The organism is Serpentinicella alkaliphila, from assembly GCF_018141405.1.
Classification (GTDB): Bacteria; Bacillota; Clostridia; order Peptostreptococcales; family Natronincolaceae; genus Serpentinicella; species Serpentinicella alkaliphila.
This window is the reverse complement of sequence record NZ_CP058648.1, coordinates 277,283-298,824: the sequence shown is the minus strand read 5'-3', so window position 1 is coordinate 298,824 and position 21,542 is coordinate 277,283. Positions and strand designations below refer to the sequence as shown.

At 32.3% G+C, this 21,542-nt stretch carries 18 protein-coding genes; 13 read left to right on the top strand and 5 right to left on the bottom strand.

The window, feature by feature from the left end; genetic code table 11:
• Positions 1–74 precede the first annotated feature (74 nt).
• Positions 75–1,142: a 4Fe-4S dicluster domain-containing protein gene (locus HZR23_RS01645; protein ID WP_165913674.1), complete on the top strand. Its 1,068-nt coding sequence runs from the start codon at positions 75–77 to the stop codon at positions 1,140–1,142.
• Positions 1,143–1,284: 142 nt separating this feature from the next.
• On the opposite strand, the gene HZR23_RS01640 is transcribed toward HZR23_RS01645, so the two are convergent.
• The gene (locus tag HZR23_RS01640; protein ID WP_132848346.1) at positions 1,285–2,919 is read right to left on the bottom strand and encodes an MBL fold metallo-hydrolase RNA specificity domain-containing protein; all 1,635 of its coding nucleotides are present in this window, start codon (positions 2,917–2,919) and stop codon (positions 1,285–1,287) included.
• Positions 2,920–3,116: 197 nt separating this feature from the next.
• Here HZR23_RS01640 and HZR23_RS01635 point away from each other — a divergent pair, with 197 nt between their 5' ends.
• The 11 genes from HZR23_RS01635 (at position 3,117) to carB (ending at position 17,456) form a co-directional block, all read left to right on the top strand.
• Positions 3,117–3,827: an MgtC/SapB family protein gene (locus tag HZR23_RS01635; RefSeq protein WP_207667869.1), complete on the top strand. Its 711-nt coding sequence runs from the start codon at positions 3,117–3,119 to the stop codon at positions 3,825–3,827.
• A 344-nt stretch (positions 3,828–4,171) separates the two neighbouring features.
• Positions 4,172–5,281: a SpoIIE family protein phosphatase gene (locus HZR23_RS01630; RefSeq protein WP_249536730.1), complete on the top strand. Its 1,110-nt coding sequence runs from the start codon at positions 4,172–4,174 to the stop codon at positions 5,279–5,281.
• Between the two features lie 464 nt (positions 5,282–5,745).
• Positions 5,746–7,704: a type I glutamate--ammonia ligase gene (locus HZR23_RS01625; protein ID WP_132848345.1), complete on the top strand. Its 1,959-nt coding sequence runs from the start codon at positions 5,746–5,748 to the stop codon at positions 7,702–7,704.
• Positions 7,705–7,845: 141 nt separating this feature from the next.
• Positions 7,846–8,238 carry a YtxH domain-containing protein gene (locus HZR23_RS01620; protein WP_207667868.1) on the top strand — a complete coding sequence of 131 codons (393 nt, stop codon included), beginning with the start codon at positions 7,846–7,848 and terminating at the stop codon, positions 8,236–8,238.
• Between the two features lie 28 nt (positions 8,239–8,266).
• Positions 8,267–8,668 (top strand): hypothetical protein, encoded by a 402-nt coding sequence (locus tag HZR23_RS01615; RefSeq protein WP_132848344.1) that lies wholly within the window; start codon positions 8,267–8,269, stop codon positions 8,666–8,668.
• Between the two features lie 163 nt (positions 8,669–8,831).
• The gene (gene argC / locus HZR23_RS01610; protein ID WP_132848343.1) at positions 8,832–9,872 is read left to right on the top strand and encodes an N-acetyl-gamma-glutamyl-phosphate reductase; all 1,041 of its coding nucleotides are present in this window, start codon (positions 8,832–8,834) and stop codon (positions 9,870–9,872) included.
• A 20-nt stretch (positions 9,873–9,892) separates the two neighbouring features.
• A complete protein-coding gene (gene argJ, locus HZR23_RS01605) occupies positions 9,893–11,113 on the top strand; it encodes a bifunctional glutamate N-acetyltransferase/amino-acid acetyltransferase ArgJ (RefSeq protein WP_132848342.1) in 1,221 nt (406 codons plus the stop codon).
• A 12-nt stretch (positions 11,114–11,125) separates the two neighbouring features.
• On the top strand, positions 11,126–11,980 hold the full coding sequence (gene argB, locus HZR23_RS01600; RefSeq protein WP_132848341.1) for an acetylglutamate kinase: 855 nt from the start codon (positions 11,126–11,128) through the stop codon (positions 11,978–11,980).
• Between the two features lie 15 nt (positions 11,981–11,995).
• The gene (locus HZR23_RS01595; RefSeq protein WP_132848340.1) at positions 11,996–13,195 is read left to right on the top strand and encodes an aspartate aminotransferase family protein; all 1,200 of its coding nucleotides are present in this window, start codon (positions 11,996–11,998) and stop codon (positions 13,193–13,195) included.
• Complete coding sequence (carA, locus tag HZR23_RS01590) at positions 13,195–14,277, top strand: glutamine-hydrolyzing carbamoyl-phosphate synthase small subunit (protein WP_132848339.1); 1,083 nt, start codon at positions 13,195–13,197, stop codon at positions 14,275–14,277. The genes HZR23_RS01595 and carA overlap by 1 nt, the downstream gene beginning before the upstream one ends.
• A 14-nt stretch (positions 14,278–14,291) precedes the next feature.
• Entirely contained in the window at positions 14,292–17,456 is a 3,165-nt protein-coding gene (gene carB / locus HZR23_RS01585; RefSeq protein ID WP_132848338.1) for a carbamoyl-phosphate synthase (glutamine-hydrolyzing) large subunit, read from the top strand.
• 72 nt (positions 17,457–17,528) lie between these two features.
• Here the strand turns inward: carB and HZR23_RS01580 are convergent, their stop codons facing one another.
• On the bottom strand, positions 17,529–18,353 hold the full coding sequence (locus tag HZR23_RS01580; protein WP_132848337.1) for an ABC transporter permease: 825 nt from the start codon (positions 18,351–18,353) through the stop codon (positions 17,529–17,531).
• The gene (locus tag HZR23_RS01575) at positions 18,343–19,101 is read right to left on the bottom strand and encodes an ABC transporter ATP-binding protein (RefSeq protein WP_132848336.1); all 759 of its coding nucleotides are present in this window, start codon (positions 19,099–19,101) and stop codon (positions 18,343–18,345) included. Before HZR23_RS01575 ends, HZR23_RS01580 begins: the two co-directional genes overlap by 11 nt.
• Before the next feature lie 214 nt (positions 19,102–19,315).
• Between HZR23_RS01575 and HZR23_RS01570 the strand changes: the two genes are divergently transcribed.
• Positions 19,316–20,065, top strand: a complete 750-nt coding sequence (locus tag HZR23_RS01570) for an undecaprenyl phosphate translocase family protein (protein WP_132848335.1) — start codon at positions 19,316–19,318, stop codon at positions 20,063–20,065.
• Between the two features lie 25 nt (positions 20,066–20,090).
• Here the strand turns inward: HZR23_RS01570 and HZR23_RS01565 are convergent, their stop codons facing one another.
• Together HZR23_RS01565 and HZR23_RS01560 are read right to left on the bottom strand one after the other, a co-directional pair.
• Positions 20,091–20,699: a nitroreductase family protein gene (locus HZR23_RS01565; RefSeq protein WP_132848334.1), complete on the bottom strand. Its 609-nt coding sequence runs from the start codon at positions 20,697–20,699 to the stop codon at positions 20,091–20,093.
• 126 nt (positions 20,700–20,825) lie between these two features.
• Complete coding sequence (locus tag HZR23_RS01560) at positions 20,826–21,338, bottom strand: hypothetical protein (RefSeq protein ID WP_132848333.1); 513 nt, start codon at positions 21,336–21,338, stop codon at positions 20,826–20,828.
• Positions 21,339–21,542 lie beyond the last annotated feature (204 nt).

Below are 21,542 nucleotides of genomic sequence, written 5' to 3'. Positions count from 1 at the left end.
TGTATAGTAAAATTTATGAGCTAGTAATAATTTACAAGATTGCATTTAGCTGTTAAATATAGGGGGTATATTGGATGAAAAGGATAGATGAGAGGGATGTAATTTTTTCTAGGATGAATTATGAAAAAGGCGCGCCAGAATATATTGACTACTACAATCGCAATCCGCATATGAAAGAAATCGATGATACTCTCCGATCTATGCCTCAGATGGGAAGTGAAGGAACAGCAACGTATAGCCCTATAAGTTCGCCTATTGTAGATGCTTGTTTTCGTTTTCTAGGTGATATAAAGAAGTATTCTGAAGGAGAAAAACAACAATGTAATAATACCCCTATTAATATTGAGGATATTACAGAACAAATTAAAGGGATTGGAAAGTTATATAATGCTAAACTTGTGGGAGTTACAGAAATGAAGGAATATCATTATTATTCTCATAGGGGTAGACATAAAGAAAACTATGGTGAAGTAATCGATAAAACCCATAAGTATGGAATTGTATTCGCAGTGGAAATGGATAAGGAAATGATCTATAGAGCCCCTCAACTTTCTGAAGCCATAGCAACGACAAAGGGTTATATTGACACAGCAATCATAGGTATGGTTTTATCTTATTACATTAGGGAGCTTGGATATGATGCAAGAAATCATATGGATGGTAATTATCTAGTAGTTGCACCACTAATTGCAAAGGATGCAGGCCTAGGTGAAATCGGAAGAAATGGATTGTTAATTACTAAAAAATATGGTCCTAGGGTAAGATTAGGAGTAGTTACAACAAATCTTCCCCTAGTTACAGATAGCCCAATAAATTTTGGTATCAGTCAGTTCTGCGTTGAATGTGAGAAGTGTGTAAAAACTTGTCCAGGTAAAGCTATACCTGCAGGTCTACAGGAAGATATTGAAGGAGAGAAGCGTTGGAAAATTAATTCTGAAGAATGCTATAGAAGATGGAGGATGCTAGGAACAGATTGTGGTATCTGTTTGGCTAGCTGTCCCTTGAGTGAAAATATACCAGAAGAAAATATTAATAAAATATTAGATTGTAAAAGTACAAGAGATGAAATATTGGAGACTCATGAGAAGAAACATGGGATTAGACCTTATATTAAAGAGAAGCCTAGTTGGTTAAAGTATTAGACTATCTGATTATACGGCTATGAAAAATTTATCTAGATAATTTGTAGTCAAAAGGGCTACTCAGCCTAGATTAATTTATCTATTTTGAGACGCCCATTGTAATTTTTAAAACATAGGGATAGCTTATACTTGTTAGAGTGAGTTATTCCCCTAAGTGTATATTTAGGTCTAATAACTCTTTTTGAAGCTGAAGCAACTTATTTTTTATACTATCATATTCTTTATTTAATATCTTTTCATCAATAATGCGATCGGTTTTATCTACTAAGCTTTCAAACTGGTCGTATACTTGCTGAAGTTCTTTTTTTATGTTTTCTTTTCTTTCTACAGGCTCTAAAAGTTCCCCAGAGTAAGATTTTAAGACCTCATCTTCTATTTGGAAGGTATAGCCCATATTTGGAATAATAGTCTTAGTTTTATATTTTTCTTCGATAAGCTTTGACAAAGTGGTTGTTGATTCTTCTTCACCATGAACTAAAAAAACTCTTGAAGGCATTTTCTTAAAACCACTTAGCCAATCTAAAAGCTCTTGTTGATCTGCGTGACCAGAGAAGCCCTCAATACTATAAATATTAGCTAGAACAGCTATTTCCTCGCCTAATAGTTTTACTTTTTTAGCACCATCCTTTAATATACGACCTAAAGTTCCATTTGCCTGATAACCAACGAATACTACACTATTATTCGCCTTCCATAGATTATGTTTAAGGTGGTGTCTAATTCTACCAGCAGTACACATACCACTAGCTGAAATTACAACCTTTGGAAAATTAACTTCATTTAAACGCATAGATTCTTCATGACTTCGTACATAATGAAGGTTTTCAAAAACTAGGGGATTGTCACCGCTTAGAATTAAGTTTTTAGTTTCTTCATTAAAGCAATAAGAATTGTTTTTAAATACTTCGGTGGCAGCGATTGCCATAGGGCTATCAATATAAATTGGAACTCTTAAAAACATTTCAATGTCCTGGTTATATTCATAATATTTATTTAGTTCATATATTAATTCCTGTGTCCTGCCTACGGCAAAGGATGGTATAATTACTGAGCCGCCCTTTAAAACGGTTTCGTTAATAATACTAATTAGTTTCTCTACTCTTTGTTCCTTGCTTTCATGTAATCTATTTCCGTATGTTGACTCCATTATAAGGTAATCCGCATCTTCAATATACTCAAAGTTTTTAATAATTGGCTTATCCTTACTGCCCAAATCCCCTGAGAATACTATTTTAACTGTTTGATTTTTGTTTTCTGTAATCCATATTTCAATGATTGATGATCCTAAAATATGTCCAGCATCTCTAAAGCGGATTGAAATGCTTGGATTAATGTATAACTTTTGATTATATAAGGCTGATTCAAAGTATCTTAAGCTATTTCTAGCATCTTCTACAGTATAAAGAGGCTCTAGGGGAGGCTTTCCGGATCTTTTTCGTTTACGGTTTTCCCATGTAACGTCAGATTCTTGTATATGGCCACTATCAACAAGCATTATTTCTGCAAGTTCCTTAGTAGCTTTTGTACAGTAGATTTTACCTTTAAACCCTTCTTTGACAAGTTTGGGAATACGTCCACTATGGTCTATATGGGCATGAGATAAAAATAAATAGTCTATTTCCTTTGGATCAAACTCAAAAGGCTCGTTGTTTAATTGTTCTAATTCCTCACTACCTTGAAACATACCACAATCAATCAGTATTTTATTATTTCCAGTAGTAATTAGTATGTTTGACCCTGTTACAATTTTAGAAGCACCTAGAAACTGAATTTTCATAATGTCACCCTCCATCTTTAACTGATTTATGTATATTAAAATTATATCACTTTATTCACAATTTAAATCAATAAAAATATAACTTATATTTAGTTATGTTATACTGCTAAAGTTTTAAAAAAAATATATAAAAAAAGCGTAATATGATATACTTTTTAATAAGAGAAAGTTTAAATTATTAATTAGGCGGGGATATTTTGATTTCGACAGGAGATTTATTATTAAGATTGTTAATGTCTACACTATTAGGTGGTTTAATTGGTTTTGAGAGGGAAGTAAATAATCGTCCAGCAGGATTTCGTACCCATATATTGGTTACATTAGGTGCATGTCTTATTATGATTTTATCTATATATGGATTTAGTGGTTTTGGCCCAGCGGGTAAGGGGAGTGATCCAGCAAGATTAGCAGCACAGGTTGTAAGCGGAATTGGTTTTCTTGGGGCAGGGACTATTATGAGAGAGGGAACTAATGTAAGAGGGCTTACTACGGCTGCTAGTATATGGATTTGTGGAGGAATTGGCTTAGCAATAGGAATGGGTTTTTATGAAGCGGCAGTAATGACAACATTACTTTCTATAGGTTCTCTTATGAGTGTTCAAATTATGGAGAAACGTTTTTCTAGGATGAGGCGTTATTCTGAAATTAAGATAAATGGTATTGGTCGTCCTGGTTTTGTTGGTGAGATAGGTACTGTTTTTGGTAAACACTATATTAGCATTAAAAATGTTCAAATCGATAACTATAACGATGATGATGATGTCTATGTTGGGGAAATTCAGCTCACTTTTTATATAAAGACTCCAGTAAAGTTAGATAGGTTTGCACTATACAATGACTTAAATAATGTTAGAGGAATTAGTACAGTCAAGTGGGATGATGTTGAAATAATTAATAATAAAAGTTAAATTAATAGTCTATAGGCATTTTTGCTTATAGACATTTTACTACCTATTTTAATAAAATAGTGTTATTATTTGAGAAAAGTTGTTTGTCTAAATAATATTAAAAATTAGTTAAGAATTAGGAATTTAAAGTAAAACTGTCGACTCATGAAGAAATATAGAATATATTGTAAAATTGTAATTGAAAATATTTACTTTAAAAGTTAAAATATTATTAAAGAGAAGAACGAAAGAAGGTGACGGTCATAATATCTAATAGAATTTTAATTCTGGAGCATGAAAAAAAGTCCTCTCGATTAATAATAGACATATTAAGAAAATGCGGCTTAGAGGTAAAAAAAGAGGTTGTGACCGATTGCTCTATTGATAAAATTACTGCTTTAATGCCTCATGTAATTATAGTCAATAGTTTTGATGATGAAAATATATCATTAAAAGTAGTTAAAGAATTAAAAAGTGATATACGACTGTCTACAGTCCCAATAATGGTACTACTATACGGACTCAATAATAATTATAAAAGTCAGTTTATAGATTTGGACATAGATGATTATTTAAGATTTCCATTCGAATCCAATGCTTTTGTACATAAGATTAATAAGCTTCTAAAGGTTGGAGAATTACAAAAACAGCTAAATCTTTCGATTCAGGCCCTAGAAGAAAGTCTACTCATCGTAAATAGTCAAAAAAAGGAGTTAGATGATAACTTAACTTTAGCCGCAAAAATACAAGAGGCTTTAATTCCTAAAACTATTGGAAATATACCTAATTGTTCATTTGAATGGAAATTTAAGCCTTCAGGCAAAGTAGGCGGAGATATATTTGATGTATTTATGCTAGATGAAGAATACATGGGTTTATATATGATAGACGTAATGGGACACGGAGTTGCTTCATCGATGCTTGCAGTCGCCTTATCAGAGTTTTTAATCACGGATGTAGATAGAGGTTCTCCACTAAAAAGAAAAACTAATACTCCCCCGTATTATGAGATTCTAACTCCAATTCAGGTGGTAGAATACTTAAATAAAAGATTCCCTTTCACAAAATATAATCATTATTTTACAATCTTCTATATGGTAATGAATGTAAAGACTGGTGTAATAAAATACGTGAGGGCTGCACATCCTGCACCAATATTATTTAGAATTAACGGGGAAATTTCTGAATTAGATGCCTATGGTACCCCAGTAGGGTTTGCCTTTAAGGAAGGATATGAAGAGGGAACAATAAATCTTGATTCTGGAGATAATCTTGTAATTTATACAGACGGATTATTAGAAATTGAAGACGAAAATGGAAAAATGATAAGCTTAAATGAAATTATAAAGTATTTAGAAACTGAGATGCAGCACAATAGCCACTTATTAACTTCTAATTTAATCAAGTGGATAAGTAACAAAAAAGTAAGAGATGATTTGACAGTACTCGAAATGAAGTGGGTAAAGTTTATTTAATATACTTTCTGGTGCTATAGTATTTTTAATATTATTGCACCATTTTTGTATGTATAAGCTAATAATATATAATTATACTAAAATTTTGTTATTAGCGTATAATTTAAGAATGGGGAGGTACAATAGTTCGGAAATGCTTGTAATAAAAATAAATATATTAAACTATTTATATTTAAGTATGTTTTGTTGATTTTTTTGATAACCTAAATAAAAGATACTTTTTATTTTAACTTAATTGCTATATAAGAACTAAGGTGTTAGAATATGTTATGTGCGAAAATACGTAGGTAGTTTTTAGAATTTTCTAACAAATTCGATAATATTTAATATTTTGTTATTTACATCAAATTATAATTCGTGTATAATCATTATAATATTAAAATATTCCACTATATAATTCGTGCTTGTACGAACTTTGCTAAAGAGAATATGGAAAAATACAGTTTATAAAAGGAGGATGTATTATGAAAAAGAGTCTTGAACAATTATTATCTGAACCAATGATTTACACTTTACCTGCATGGACACATGACAAAGAAACTTTAACTAAAATTTTAGAAGCTCATCCATGTATACAGTTTGTTTCTTTTGGAGCATTAGACTTAAGAGGAAACAATACTGATGAGAAAATTCCTATATCTTTATTTATAGAAGATATGGATAGTTTTTTAACTGCCGGAGTACAAACTGATGGTTCTAGCGTTATGTTACATGAGATTGCTACTTTAAACAATGCAAAAGTAGATTTAAGACCAGATTTAAGCGTAAATTGGTTTGTAGATTACAACTACGAACATTTACATGAAGATACTGGTTTACCAATAGGAACGTTAAGAATTCCTGCTTTCCTAGAGCATAATAGTAAAATGGTTGACTCTAGATCGGTTCTTAAAAGAACAGTAGAACATTTTGAAGCTGAAATTTTAGCGTTGTTCAAGAAACATCCTGAACTTTTAAATGAGTTTAATATAGCTTCATTTGATGATATTGAAAAAGTAAATTTAACTGCTGCTACTGAATTAGAGTTTTGGGTAAGAACTCCACAAGATAAAGCGAATGAAGAGAAACTTTCAACTTCACAAATTTTAAAAGAACAATATTGGAAAAGAACAAAAGGTACTGTAAGAACAGCATTAGAAGAAACGATTATCCTTATGGATAAATATGGTGTTGGTCCAGAGATGGGACATAAAGAAGTAGGTGGTATTACTGCTAAAGTTGGTCTATCAGGTAAACTAAACCATGTAATGGAGCAATTAGAAATTGACTGGAAGTATGATTCGGCTATGCAAAGTGCAGACAACGAATTATTTATGAGAGAATTAATTGATGAAGTATTTGAACTTCATGGCTTACAAGTAACATTCCAAGCAAAACCAATTGAAGGGGTAGCAGGAAGTGGAGAGCATACTCATATGGGAGTAAGCTTAACATTAAAGAATGGAAAACCTGTGAATATATTCGCACCTAAGGATATGAAAAAAGATTTCTTAAGCTCTGTAGGTTGGGGAGCTTTAATGGGAATACTTAAAAATTATGAGGTAGTTAATCCTTTTGTAACTTCCACTAATGATGCATTTAATAGATTAAAGCCAGGATTTGAGGCTCCAATTTGTATTGTTGGTTCTGTTGGACACACTACTGAGGTTCCTGCAAGAAACCGTACTGTATTAATTGGTTTAGTTAGAGATGAAAATCCTTTAGCTACTAGATTTGAATTAAGAGCACCAAACCCAACAACTAATACTTACCTATGTATAGCAGCTTCATACCAAGCTATGCTTGATGGTATAAAAGCTGCTGTAGAAAGTAAATTAGATAGCAAACAATTAGAAGCAGAATTTTCTAAAGAAGCAGGAGAAGAAAAATTCTATTTAGAAAAAGATAGACAATATAGAAGTGAGCATGACGTATTTGACGATTACTCAGAAGATGAAAGAAATAAATTATTTGGAATCCCACCAGCAACAGTTTGGGAAAATATTGTGAAATTTAACAATAGCGAAGATAAAAAAGAAATCCTAGTAGCAGGTGGAGTTTTCACAAAAGAAATTATTAATTCTTATGTACTAGCGACAGTTGATCAATGGGAAAAAGAATTATTAGGAAGAATTATAGTAAATAACATGAAGCTTGTAAGAAGCTACAAAAAACTTCATGATACAGAAAATGTTACTGATTTAGATGTAGTTACATGGGAGAAAGTAAATAGCTTAAGAAACCATCTAATGAAAGATAGTTTAGAAACTAAATCATTATTTACAAAAATTAGAGAAGCCGTAGAAGCAAAAGACTATAATTTAGCGTCTAAATTACAAGTAGAAATGTCTGGTAAGATTTCTACACTGAAGTCTTTATATGCAACCTATAGAAGAAATATGATTGAAGAAGAAAATGGTTATGATACTGTAAGATTAAGCTAAATATCTGAAGGCTAAGGATGAATTTTCATACCTTAGCTTTTTTTCTTAAAATCACCATTTTTTGAAATTGTTGATTTCATATAAAATATTAGGGTATAATTAGGCATATATGAAAATTATGGATATATAGGAGGGGATAATATGGATATAAGAAAATTACAAAGAAGGGCTGAAAACCTAAGGAATTTGTTAGATTATAACAGATATGATGAAATAAGAATGATTGAAAGAGAAAGAGAGAGAAGACGTGGTGTTAGAAATGGCCTTATTCTAGGGTCTATAATTGGTGGATTAGTTGGAGTATTATTTGCACCAGATACAGGGGCTAATACAAGAAAAAAGACTAAGGAAGAGCTGGACAGGCTAAAGGGGAATTTAGAGGTAGGTATTGAAGAGGGCAAAGAAAAGCTTTCGGAAATATATGAGGATAAAAAGGAAGTAATCGAGAATAAGATTATTGCGTTTAAAGATAAGGGAAATGCTGATACTTCATTTAGTGAAGTTTGTGTTGATGAGGAATTGGAAGACTTTTAATTAGATAACATATAAAGGGTGGGATAAGATGGAATTTACAATATCTTCTAGTGTAGTTTGGTTTCTATTTGCCTTAGTAAGTTTAGGTGCCTTAGTTTTAGTTATTATAGGTTTATTAAGAGTAAATGAAACATTGAATATTCTAAAGGGAATTTTGCATAGAAATGAAAGCAATATTGATGAGTCACTGAAAAGTATGCCTAAGATACTTAATAATGTTGAAGAAATAACTAAAGAAATTAATGGTGAAATGAAAAGCATTAAAGAGGCATTTAGAAATATAGATGAAACAACGGAATATACTGCTTCTGCTATGCAAATTGTTAGTGAGGATATTCTCGAACCAATTAAAGACGTACTAGATATTATATCTGTTGTGAAGGATGTAGTTGGCAGGCCTAAGAAAAAGGGTATATTTAAAAGCAAATAAAGTAGACTAAAAGTATGTGGGGATCTGTTAATTTACAGATCTTTTTTCTTTATAAAAATATTCAAAAAACTTCAAAAAAGGCATTGAGTTAATATAAAAAATAGTGTATTATAAATGAATAAATATTCATAGTATATTATAAATATAAATTGAGGTGAAGATTATGATTCGTGTAGGTATACTTGGAGCCACAGGTTTTGTTGGAGCTGAGCTTATAAGGTTATTAGTAAATCATCCGGGAGTTGAAATTACATTTTTAGATTCCAGGAGTTATAAAGATATAGATTATTCAACGGTTTATCCAAACCTGAGGACTTATATAAATGCCAAATGTATTTCAGTTGATTTAGATAGTGACTTAGACAACGTAGATTTGATATTTTGTGCCTTACCCCATGGTTTAAGCCAAGAACCAGTAAAAAAAGCACTGGAAAAAGGGATAAAGGTAATTGATTTATCTGCAGACTTTAGAATAAAGGATGCGGATGTATATGCGGATTGGTATGGAGTGGAACATAAGGCTAAGGATGATCTTGAGTCCGCTATATATGGTTTAAGTGAAATTTATTCGCAAGATATCAAAGAGGCAAATTTAATAGCTAATCCCGGTTGTTATCCTACTAGTATAATTATACCTTTATATCCACTCTTAAAGGAAAATGTTATAAAGGATGATGTAATAATAGTTGACTCAAAATCCGGGGTATCTGGAGCAGGTAGAACACCCTCAGAGGCAAATCTTTATGCATTATGTAATGAAAATATAAAAGCCTATAGTCTAGGGAAGCATAGACATACCCCAGAAATAGAACAGGAATTATCAGCAGCGGCTACGAGACAGGTAATGGTTCAGTTTACTCCGCATTTGACTCCAATGACTCGGGGTATCCTAAGTACTATATACATTAAGAATACAAAATACTTAGATTATGATGATATAAAGTCTATATATGAAGATTATTATAAAGATAAGTTTTTTATAAGAATGTTAAATAATAATGAATTTCCGCAAACCAAGGCAGTGTACGGATCAAACTTCTGTGACATTGGATTTACTATAGATAAAAGAACAAACACAATAATAATTGTAAGTGCTATAGACAATTTGGTTAAAGGTGCTGCAGGGCAGGCAATTCAAAATATGAATATTATGTTCGGGCTAAAAGAAAACGAGGGTTTAAATATAGTGCCAATTTGGCCTTAATAGAAAGGAAGGAGAAAAATATGCAGTTTAATATATTTAATGGAGATGTAACTTCACCTAAGGGCTTTAAAGCAAGTGGAGTATATGCGGGAATAAAAAAGAAAATAAAGAGTGATATGACTATTATATATAGTGATGTTTTAGCAAATGGGGCAGCAGTTTTTACTAAAAATAAAGTATGTGCAGCACCCGTAACAATTTCAAAGGAGCATATAAAAAACGGAAAAATTCAAGCAATCATAGTTAATAGTGGAAATGCAAATGCATGTACTGGTGATGTAGGGTTAAAGGATGCACTAAAAATGGTTGAAAAAACAGCTGAAGTACTTAATATATCTAAAGAGGATGTTATAGTTTCATCTACTGGAGTAATTGGTGTAGCTCTACCAATGGAGAATGTAATCAAAGGTATTGAGTTAGCAGCGGATGTTTTAAATTATGATGGTGGGCAAGATGCTGCTGAGGCCATATTAACAACTGATTTGTGTAAAAAGAATATAGCTGTTGAACTAGAGATAGATGGTAAGAAGGTAACTATTGGTGGTATCGCTAAGGGTTCTGGTATGATACATCCAAATATGGCAACAATGCTAGGATTTATAACTAGTGATGTAAAAATAGACGGGACATTTTTAAATGAACTGTTAAAAGAGATTACTAAGGACACATATAACATGATAACAGTAGATGGAGATACAAGTACAAACGATATGGTCTGTGTAATGGCTAATGGTGTTGCTGACAATAGTGAAATTAATAAAGATCATGCTGAGGTTGAAAAGTTTATTGACGCATTTAAATATGTTAATGCCTACTTAGCTAAATCTATTGTATATGACGGAGAAGGGGCAACTAAATTTATAGAAGTTGAAGTTGTAAATAGCCTAACTAAAGAAGATGCACGAATGGCTATCAAAAGTGTTCTAACTTCTAATTTGGTTAAAACCGCTTTCTTTGGGGAAGACGGAAATTGGGGAAGAATTGTAGCTGCTGTTGGTTATTCGGATGCCAACTTCGATGTTGATAAAACAGATGTTACATTAAAAAGTGAAGGTGGCACAGTGAAAATATTTGAGCAAGGTCAAGGAGCCGTGTATGAAGAAGAAGATGTAGCAAAGATACTTAAATTTAAGGAAATACAGGTTTTAATAGATTTTAATTTAGGGAATGAGAAGGCTATTGGTTGGGGATGTGATTTATCCTACGATTATGTAAAAATCAATGGTTCATATAGATCTTAAGGGGGATTTAGGTTGAATATAACGCCGTGTCAAAAAGCAGATGTATTAATAGAGGCATTACCATATATTAAATCCTTCTACAACCAAACAGTAGTTATTAAGTATGGTGGGAATGCAATGATAAATGAAGAGTTAAAAAGAACAGTAATACAAGATATTGTACTAATGAAATTTGTAGGAATGAATCCAGTTGTAGTCCATGGTGGGGGGCCTGAAATAACAGATTTGATGAAGGTTTTCGGTAAAGAACCTGAGTTTGTAGATGGCTTAAGGGTAACTGATAAAGAGACTATGGAAATTACAGAGATGGCATTGGTTGGTAAAGTAAGTCGTGAAATTGTTTCGTTAATAAACCTTAATGGAGTAAAGTGCATCGGTATTAGTGGTAAAGATGGGAACATGATAAAGGCTAAGCAGAAAGATCCTAAACTAGGCTTAGTAGGAGAGATAGATTTTATTGATACGGAAATTATCGAAACTGTTACTCAAAAAGGGTATATACCAGTAATATCACCAATCGGAGTAGGTGAAAACGGAGAGACATATAATATTAATGCTGATGAGGTAGCGGGAAATTTAGCTGCTGCACTTCAAGCAAAAAAGCTAGTTTTAATTACAGACGTTCAGGGAGTAATGATGGATTATAAAAATCCTGAGACGATTATTTCAAAAATTAAGTCCCATGAGATTAATGGTTATATAGAGAATGGAGTAATACAAGGCGGAATGATTCCTAAAATAAAATGTTGTTTAGAGGCTGTAAGTAAAGGCGTTGAAAGAGCCCATATTATAGATGGTAGAAAACCACATTCTATTCTTTTAGAGATATTTACAGATGATGGAATTGGAACGATGATTACAGAATAAGAGGAGGATAAAATTATGAGTATAAATGTAATTATAAAAGAAGGTAAAGAGTATTTAATGAATACTTACAAAAGAATTCCTATAGCATTTACAGAAGGAAAAGGTGCATATTTAACAGATACGGAGGGAAAAACCTATTTAGATATGGTGGGCGGATTAGCAGTTTCTGCTTTAGGTCATTCGCATCCAGCAGTTGTAAATGCAATAAAAGTTCAAGCAGAGAAGCTTTTACACACTTCAAACTTATATTGGATTGAAAATCAAGTAAAGTTAGGAAAAATTCTAGTGGAAAACTCTTTTGCAGATAAAGCCTTTTTCTGTAATAGTGGGGCCGAAGCTAATGAAGGCGCTATAAAGTTAGCAAGAAAATATTCATATAAAAATTATGGTGAGGGAAGAAATGAAATTATTTCTATGACTGGTTCTTTCCACGGAAGAACAATGGCAACCTTAAGTATAACTGCTAATAAAAAATATCAAGAGGGCTATGCTCCAATTCCTACAGGATTTAAGCAAGCAGTGTTCAACGACTTTGAAACTGTATTAGAGGCAGTTACTGAAAACACCTGCGCAATTATTATAGAGCCTGTTCAAGGTGAGGGTGGAGTAACTCCTGCGGATAAAGATTTTATGACTAATATAAAAAAATTATGCTCAGAAAAAGATATTTTACTAATTATGGATGAGGTGCAAGTTGGAATAGGTAGAACAGGTAAATTATTTGGCTATGAGAATTATGGAATTGAGCCAGACATTATGACCTTAGCAAAAGCTTTAGCTGGTGGTATTCCAGTAGGTGCGGTATTAGCAAAGGATGAGGTTGCTAAATCCTTCGAGCCTGGGGATCATGGCACTACTTTTGGCGGAAACCCATTTACATGTGCAGTTGGAATAGCTGCAATGGAGACTGTTATTAACGAGAAGCTATGGGAAAATGCTGAATTAATTGGAGGGTATCTTGCAGAAAAGCTAAGAGAGCTAGTGAATAAATATTCATTTGTAAAACAGGTTAAAGGAAAAGGCTTTATTGCTGGATTAGAGCTTGAAGTAGAAGGAGCTCCATATGTTGAAAAGGCCTTAGAAAAAGGAGTTTTAATCAATTGTACATCTTCAACGGTGCTAAGATTTTTACCACCTTTAACAATTAGTAAGGAGGAAGTAAATAAGTTAGTGGCGGTTTTAGATGAGATATTTAGTGAAATGGGGGGAGTATAGTGAATGCATATTTAATATTGGAAGACGGTTCAAAATTCCAAGGAAAAGCTTTCGGGAGTATAAAGGAAGAAAGTGGAGAAGTTGTGTTCAATACGTCAATGACGGGCTACCAGGAGATTTTCACTGATTACTCATATAATGGTCAAATATTAGTTATGACTTATCCGATGATAGGGAACTATGGCTTCAATAATTTAGATGTTGAATCAGCAAAGCCTTCAATAAATGGTTTAATCGTTAGGGAATATTGTAGAAAGCCGAGTAACTGGAAAAATGAAATGGATCTCGAAACATATTTTAAACGAAACGATATTATGGGTATTGAAGGTGTAGATACCCGTAAATTAGTTAAACATCTTAGAGATAAGGGTACTATGAACTCAGTAATAACTACGGATTTAAGTAGATATGATTTAATTTTAGAAAGATTAAAGACAGAAGATATCTCTAAGAAAAATTACACTATAGATGTATCAACTAAAGAAATTTATCGTCTTGAAGGTAATGGTCCTAGAATTGCAGTAATGGATTTTGGTCTAAAGCTTAATATATTAAGAATTTTAAAATCCTTTGATTGTGATATAACTGTTTTTCCTTATGATACAAAAGCGGATGAAATAATGAAAGGTAATTTTGATGGGGTATTTCTATCAAATGGCCCGGGAAATCCAGAAAACCTTACGGCTTCAGTAGACACTATAAAGAAATTAATTAACTATAAGCCTATGTTTGGAATTTGTATGGGACATCAATTATTGGCATTAGCCAATGGTGCAAAAACATATAAATTGAAGTTTGGTCATAGGGGAGGAAATCATCCAGTAAAAGATTTGTTAACTAATAAAGTGTATATAACTTCGCAAAATCATGGATATGCTGTGGATGAAAGTACAATTAATTATGATCAATTAATTGTAACACATAAAAATTTAAATGATGGAACAGTAGAAGGAATTAAACATAAATATCTACCTATATTCAGTGTTCAATTTCATCCAGAGGCTAGTCCTGGACCAATGCAATCAAAATATTTATTTGAACAATTTTTAAGCTATTTAAATGTAAAAGAAAAAGCAGTGTAGAGGGAGTGATATGGGTGGCAAAAGACACATCAATAAATAAAGTCTTAGTTATAGGTTCAGGGCCAATTATTATAGGTCAAGCGGCAGAATTCGATTATGCAGGAACTCAAGCATGTAAGTCCCTTAAAGAGGAAGGAATAGAAGTTGTTCTAGTAAACAGTAATCCAGCCACTATTATGACTGATAAAAACATTGCGGACCATGTATATATTGAGCCACTTAATACTAAAAGCTTAGAGAAAATAATAGAAATAGAAAGACCACAGGGTATTCTGCCAACTTTAGGTGGACAGACGGGATTAAATTTAGCAATAGAACTGTTTGAGCAAGGAATATTGGATAAATATAATGTTAAGCTTTTAGGCACCTCGGTAGAGGCTGTTAAAAGAGCAGAGGATAGAAAACTTTTTAAAGAAACTATGGAAAGTATAGGGCAACCTATTCCACCAAGTAGAATTGTAAGTACAATGGATGAAGGAATTAGTTTTGCTAGAGAGGTTGGTTATCCGTTAATTATTAGACCAGCATATACTTTAGGTGGAACTGGTGGGGGGTTTGTTGATAACGAAGAAGAGCTAAACATAGTTTTAGAAAAGGGCTTGCGCCTTAGTATGATAGGTCAGGCATTAATAGAGAGAAGTGTTCTAAACTGGAAAGAGATAGAGTATGAAGTAATGCGTGATAAAAACGATAACTGTATTACTATATGTAATATGGAAAATTTTGATCCCGTAGGAGTTCATACGGGGGATAGTATTGTTGTTGCACCTTCACAAACATTAAGAGATGTAGAGCATCAAATGCTAAGAAGTGCTTCTATAGATATAATAAGAGAACTTAAAATTGAAGGTGGATGTAATATTCAGTTTGCTTTAAATCCCTTTAGTATGGAGTATATAGTTATAGAAGTTAATCCGAGGGTAAGTAGATCCAGTGCCCTAGCCTCTAAAGCAACAGGTTACCCTATAGCTAAAATTGCTGCAAAAATAGCTATCGGCTTAACATTAGATGAAATTGTGAATCCTGTTACAGGTAAAACCTCAGCATTATTTGAGCCAAGTTTGGATTATATAGTTGTTAAAATACCACAATGGCCTTTTGATAAATTTTATACTGCGGATAGAAAGCTCGGTACACAAATGAAGGCTACTGGAGAAGTAATGGCTATTGATAGAGTATTTGAAGGGGCCTTATTAAAAGCGGTTAGAAGTTTGGAAGGTGTAAATAAAACCGCTTTATTTAGAGACGTTGATGATATAGAAAATAAGCTAAAGATTCCAAATGACCAAAGGTTATTTGCGATATTTAATGCTCTGAGAAAAGGATACTCTATAGATGAAATACATGATATGACTCGTATTGATAAATGGTTTTTGTCAAAAATAGAAAATATCGTAAATATGGAACAAGAGTTAAGAGAAAACCGGTTAGATATAAACACAATCAGCAATTGCAAAAAACTAGGCTTTAGTGATGTATATATATCTAATATATTAGGAATTACACCTGATGAAGTTTTAGATTTTAGAAAAGAAATTGATTTAAAACCAGTATACAAGCTTGTAGATACATGTGCCGGAGAATTTGAATCTTCAACCCCATATTTTTATTCAACCTATGAGGAAGATTGCGAAGTAGAGGTAACTGAAAAAAATAAAGTTGTTATTCTAGGCTCAGGCCCCATAAGAATAGGCCAAGGAATAGAGTTTGATTATTGTAGTGTCCACGGTGCATGGGCTCTTAAAAACATAGGGGTAGAGACTATTATAATAAATAATAATCCAGAGACTGTTAGTACAGATTTTGACACTTCAGATAAATTGTACTTTGAGCCTTTAACGAGCGAGGATGTAATTAATATAGTTGAAAAGGAAAAGGCAAATGGGGTTATTGTTCAATTTGGCGGTCAGACAGCGATAAATTTAGTTAAGCCTTTATATGAAAAAGGAATAAATATATTAGGTACTGCCCCAGAAGATATTGATAAGGCGGAAGATCGTAAAAAGTTTTCTGAGTTGCTTAATAGTTTAAATATTCCTCAGACTAAGGGTAGTACAATTAAAGGTATTACTGAAGCTAAAGAAGTAAGTAAAGTATTAGGCTTTCCATTAGTTGTTAGACCATCATATGTTATTGGTGGGCAATCTATGGAGATTGTTTGGAATGAAGAACAACTAGTTAATTATGTTGAGAACTTTCAAATATTTGGAGACGACTATCCTATTTTAGTAGATCAATATATAGAAGGAAAAGAAGTTGAAATAGATGGAATTAGTGATGGAAAAGATGTTTTTATACCTGCTATTATGGAACATATTGAAAGGGCAGGTGTGCACTCTGGGGATAGTATGAGCGTATATCCAATACAGGATGTTACGGATTCTATTAAAGAAAAGATTGTTGATTATACAATAAAAATTGCTAGGGCCTTGGATATCAAAGGACTAATAAATATTCAATTTGTAGTTAAGGGTGAAGATGTATTAGTGCTTGAGGCTAATCCTAGAGCATCAAGAACTGTGCCTATAGTATCTAAGGTTACTGGAGTGCCTATGGTTGCAGTTGCAACTGAAATAATGTTAGGCAAAACATTATTAGAATTAGGCTACAATACGGGTGTGGCAAACTATCCACCATATGTTATCGTTAAAGCTCCAGTTTTCTGTTTAGAGAAGCTTGCAGATGTGGATATCGTCTTAAGTCCGGAGATGAAATCCACAGGTGAAGTTATGGGTGTTGGGGAAAATTACTCTGAGGCAATGCTCAAAGCTTTTGAAGGAGTCGGCCTAAAAATTCCGAGTTCCGGTGGAGTACTACTATCCATATCAGATAGGGATAAGCATGAGTCATTACAAATAGCTAAGAAAATTATTGAGCTTGGCTTTAAAATAATAGCAACCGAGAAAACTGCAAATTTCTACTCGGAAAACAATATACCTATTACAAAAGTTTTATCTAGCGAAGATGACCTTGGAAAAATATTCAAGGAATATTCCATTGTTATGACTATTAATACTCCGACAAAGGGAAAATATTCTGATAGATACGGGTTTAAGCTAAGAAGAAAGTCTGTAGATTATAATATACCTTGCTTTACATCTATAGATACTGCACTACAATATGTATCTTGTATTGAGTATTTGAAAAACTATAATTATAAAGTAAAGAAAATATTTTAATATAGAATAAAACAAAAAGGCCTATTTATTTGGCCTTTTTGTTTTATAGATTGCTATAAATCAGTTAATTATTTATTGTCGCCATTTTAAAAACTTATTTTCTACATAAGCTATTAATTGGTACATAATGAATGTAGCAATTGCTAAAATTATTACCCCGGCCATTACAATATCTAGTCTAAAAACTTGCCCACCGTATACAATCAAATAGCCTAATCCAGCTTTGGATACCAAGAATTCTCCGACGATAACCCCTACCCAAGACATCCCTAGATTTATTTTCATTGTATTTACCATATTAGGCACATTAGAAGGAAATACAACCTTTTGGAGCACTTGAAATTTTGTGGCTCCAAAGGTCATTAACATCTTAATTTTTTCATTGTCTACTTCTTTAAAGCCATTATATGTTGCTAAAATAGTTACAATTAAAGATATAGCTAAGGCGGTTACAATTATACCTCTCATACCTGCACCTGCCCATATAATTATAATAGGTCCAAGTGCAATTTTAGGTAGAGCATTTAAAACAACTAAGTAAGGATCTAGCACTTTTGCTAAAAAGTCTGACCACCATAATATAATAGCTGCAATGGTTCCTATTATTGTACCTAAAACAAAACCTACAATAGTTTCAAAAACAGATATGGATGTATGCTTAATCAATGAACCATCTCTTGTAAGTCGAACAATTAAATGAAAAATTGATGATGGCTTACTAAAGAAAAATGGGTCAACCCATCTTAAGGTGGCAGCAACTTCCCAAATTAATAAGAAAACAACTAATAAACCAATTTGAGAGAGTCTTATTTTCAAAAAATGTTTTCTAACAGAATTTAAATATTCTAAGTGGCTTTTAGAATAAGCTGAATTTTCTATTTTTGATTTATTTAACATAAATATCAAGCTCCTTCCAAATCCGATTAAAATAGTCCTTAAATTCTGGAGCTTCTCTACATTTTATTGGGGATGTTCCTTCGTTACATGTAAGTTTTATATCATGGATACTTTTAATTTTAGCTGGCCTGTTAGATAGCACTATGACTCGACTGGACATGCTTATAGCTTCAGCAATGTCGTGAGTTACCATTATAGCTGTCTTTTTCTCCTGCCTAATAATTTTAGCAATATCATCACTAACCTTTAAACGGCTTTGATAATCTAAAGCAGAAAAAGGTTCGTCTAAGAGTAATAAATCTGGTTCTGTAGCTAGAGTTCTGATTAATGCTACCCTTTGTCTCATTCCCCCTGAAAGTTGATTCGGATAATGATTTTTAAAGTCCCCTAATCCATAAGTGTCTAATAGATTTGAGACTCGACTTTTACTCTCATCACTGACTTTTTTTTGTATTTCTAAACCAATCAAAACATTGTCCATAATAGTACGCCAATTAAACAAATGATCACTTTGAAACATATATCCTATGTCCTTGTTTTTATTATGAAATACTATTTCCCCTGTGGTTGGTTTTATAAGACCAGCGATTATAGATAATATAGTAGATTTTCCACAACCACTAGGACCCACTATCGATACTATTTCACCATGATTTACATTAAAGGATAAGTTATATAGTGCTTTCGTTTCACCATCTAAAGTGTGATAGGTCTTAGACATATTTCTAATTTCCAAAATAGCCTTCATTAGCATCCTCCCCTCGAAGACAGTATAAAATATTGAAAAATTAATTATATGATTATATTATGAGTTTTGGAGAATTGTGTGACTCATAGTGACTGCCTCATATAAAATCATTGCCCTTAACAAAGAATAGAAGTTAATATTTAGTTCATAAAGCTGAGTTATTATGTAGATTAGAGGAAAAATAATATAAAGTTAAACTTCTAAGGAGGAAAAAATGGCACTGTTTATAAAGGGAATTATATTGGGTTTTGTAATAGTTTTGCCTGGAATGAGTGGTGGAACGGTATTTCTTATATTCGGGATTTATGAAGATATAGTTAAAGATATATTAAAGCTAAACTTAAAACCTTATATACCCTTGATTATCGGAGTTATAATAGGGATATTTCTAAGTGCTTTTGCTTTTGCTATGTTTTTCGAGAATTACAGGGATTTTACTGTGGCATTTTTGTTAGGATGCTTATTAGCTTCCGTTAAGCCTGTTCTTAAAGAGTGCCCTGAAGTAACTAAAGGTAGAATAATTATGATATTTCTAGGCCTTTTAATCGGACTATTAATCGTAACAGAGCCACTGGGTGTATTAGTGGAAACTGAAGAAATAAGTTATTTAACATTGTTTATAGGTGGAATATTATCAAGTGCTGCTATGATAATACCAGGTATACCTGGGAGCTCTGTTCTAATTTTATTTGGAATATATGATGTAATAATATTTTCAATCAGCGATTTTAATATGCCTAATTTATTAGTTTTTGGACTTGGGAGTGTCATTGGGATATACTCTCTATTAAATATTTTAGGTAAGTTGTATGAGAAGTATAAAGCACTTATTTCATATTTTTTTGCAGGATTAATAGTTGGTTCCGCCCGAGGAATATTGCCGTCTCAAATGAATCTTCTAGTAATTATACTATTTTTGGTTGGATTTTCAACGGTTTGGATTTGGAGTGATAAGGAATTTTAAAAGCCGGTTAAAAAACCGGCTTTTATTAAACTTCATGTATTATTATTTCTTCTAAAGATAATCTAGGTCTCTGAATAGGTTGTTGATCTGCGTATCCGATCGGAATTAATGAGAAAGGTGTATATCTGTCCTCTATGTTGAAGGTCTGTTTTAACTTCCGTTGGCTAAACATCATAACCCAACAGGATCCTAGGCCTAAATCTGTAGCTTTGAGTAGAATATGCTCAATGGCAATAGCTGCATTCATATTCATATAGGCTTTTGCAGTGTCTTCATCCATCTGGCTTTGTTTTATATATTTAGTTGAATCTGTATTGTCTAGAGGGGTATCTACGAAAGCCCCAGATTCTTGGAGTTCTTGGACTCTGATACCTCTTTCGTTAAATGCCTCATGATCAATACAACAAATCAAAACTAAGGGTGCTTGGGTAACAAAGGGTAGTGGAGTACATTTTGATAATTTTTGTATGGCTTCCTCTGTTTTTACTACTATAAAGCGCCAGGGTTGAAGATTTGTTGCCGAAGGGGCTAGTCGAGCGGCATCTAATAATTCGTAAATATATGATTCGGGTATTGGATCTTTCTTAAACTTTCTTATGCTCCTTCTAAGTCTTATTGCATCGTTTAATTCCATAAAAAAACCTCCAAATAGAATTTATTGTTTTATTATATCATTGTTTCATATTGTATCCAAATATGGATTAATATAAAAATAACACCATCACATAATAGTAATGGTGTTATAGGTTGTATAAGTTTTTTAATAATATATTTTTGTGTCTCCTCTGTATGTATGCCTAATTATACTATTTTCTAAATTATCGATTTTTTCCGTAAGCTTTTCTATTTTTTCGATTAAGTTATGTTGATTGGATGTTATAGTAGTCAATTGGCTATTAATGTCTTCGTTAGGATTTAAGGTATTTAAATTTAAAGAACTTAAATTTAAAGCATCTAAATTTAAAAATTTATTCATTAAATTATTTAAATCAATATTACAAACTATTGTATCTGAATTTTCGAGGGCTTCTACATCTTCTTGTTCTAAAGTCACTTCCTCATCTAAATTATTATCTTGGGTTGTAGCTTCAGCTAAAACCTCATCAGTGGTATTATATTCAACATTATTATCTTGTAATTCTTTGACTTCAATACTTTCTACAGCTATATCCTGTTCAAGCCTAGGGTTTATTTCGAATTCCTTGTTACTAGGTTCTATTTGTGATTTAGTGGGTTCGATTTTAATGAAGTTTTTAATTTCAAATTTACTCATCTTAATTTCTCCTTCCTTAATAAAATAACAAACTATAGTACCATAATATGTATTTATAAAATTGTAGTTACAAATTACTTTATATATTTACTCTATACTTAGTATTTACTTGTTTTTAATGCTAAAAATTGGTTTTTACCCGAGAAGGAAAAATGTAGTTTTTTGTAGAAATATGTAGAAGACGTAAAAACTAATAAAATAAAT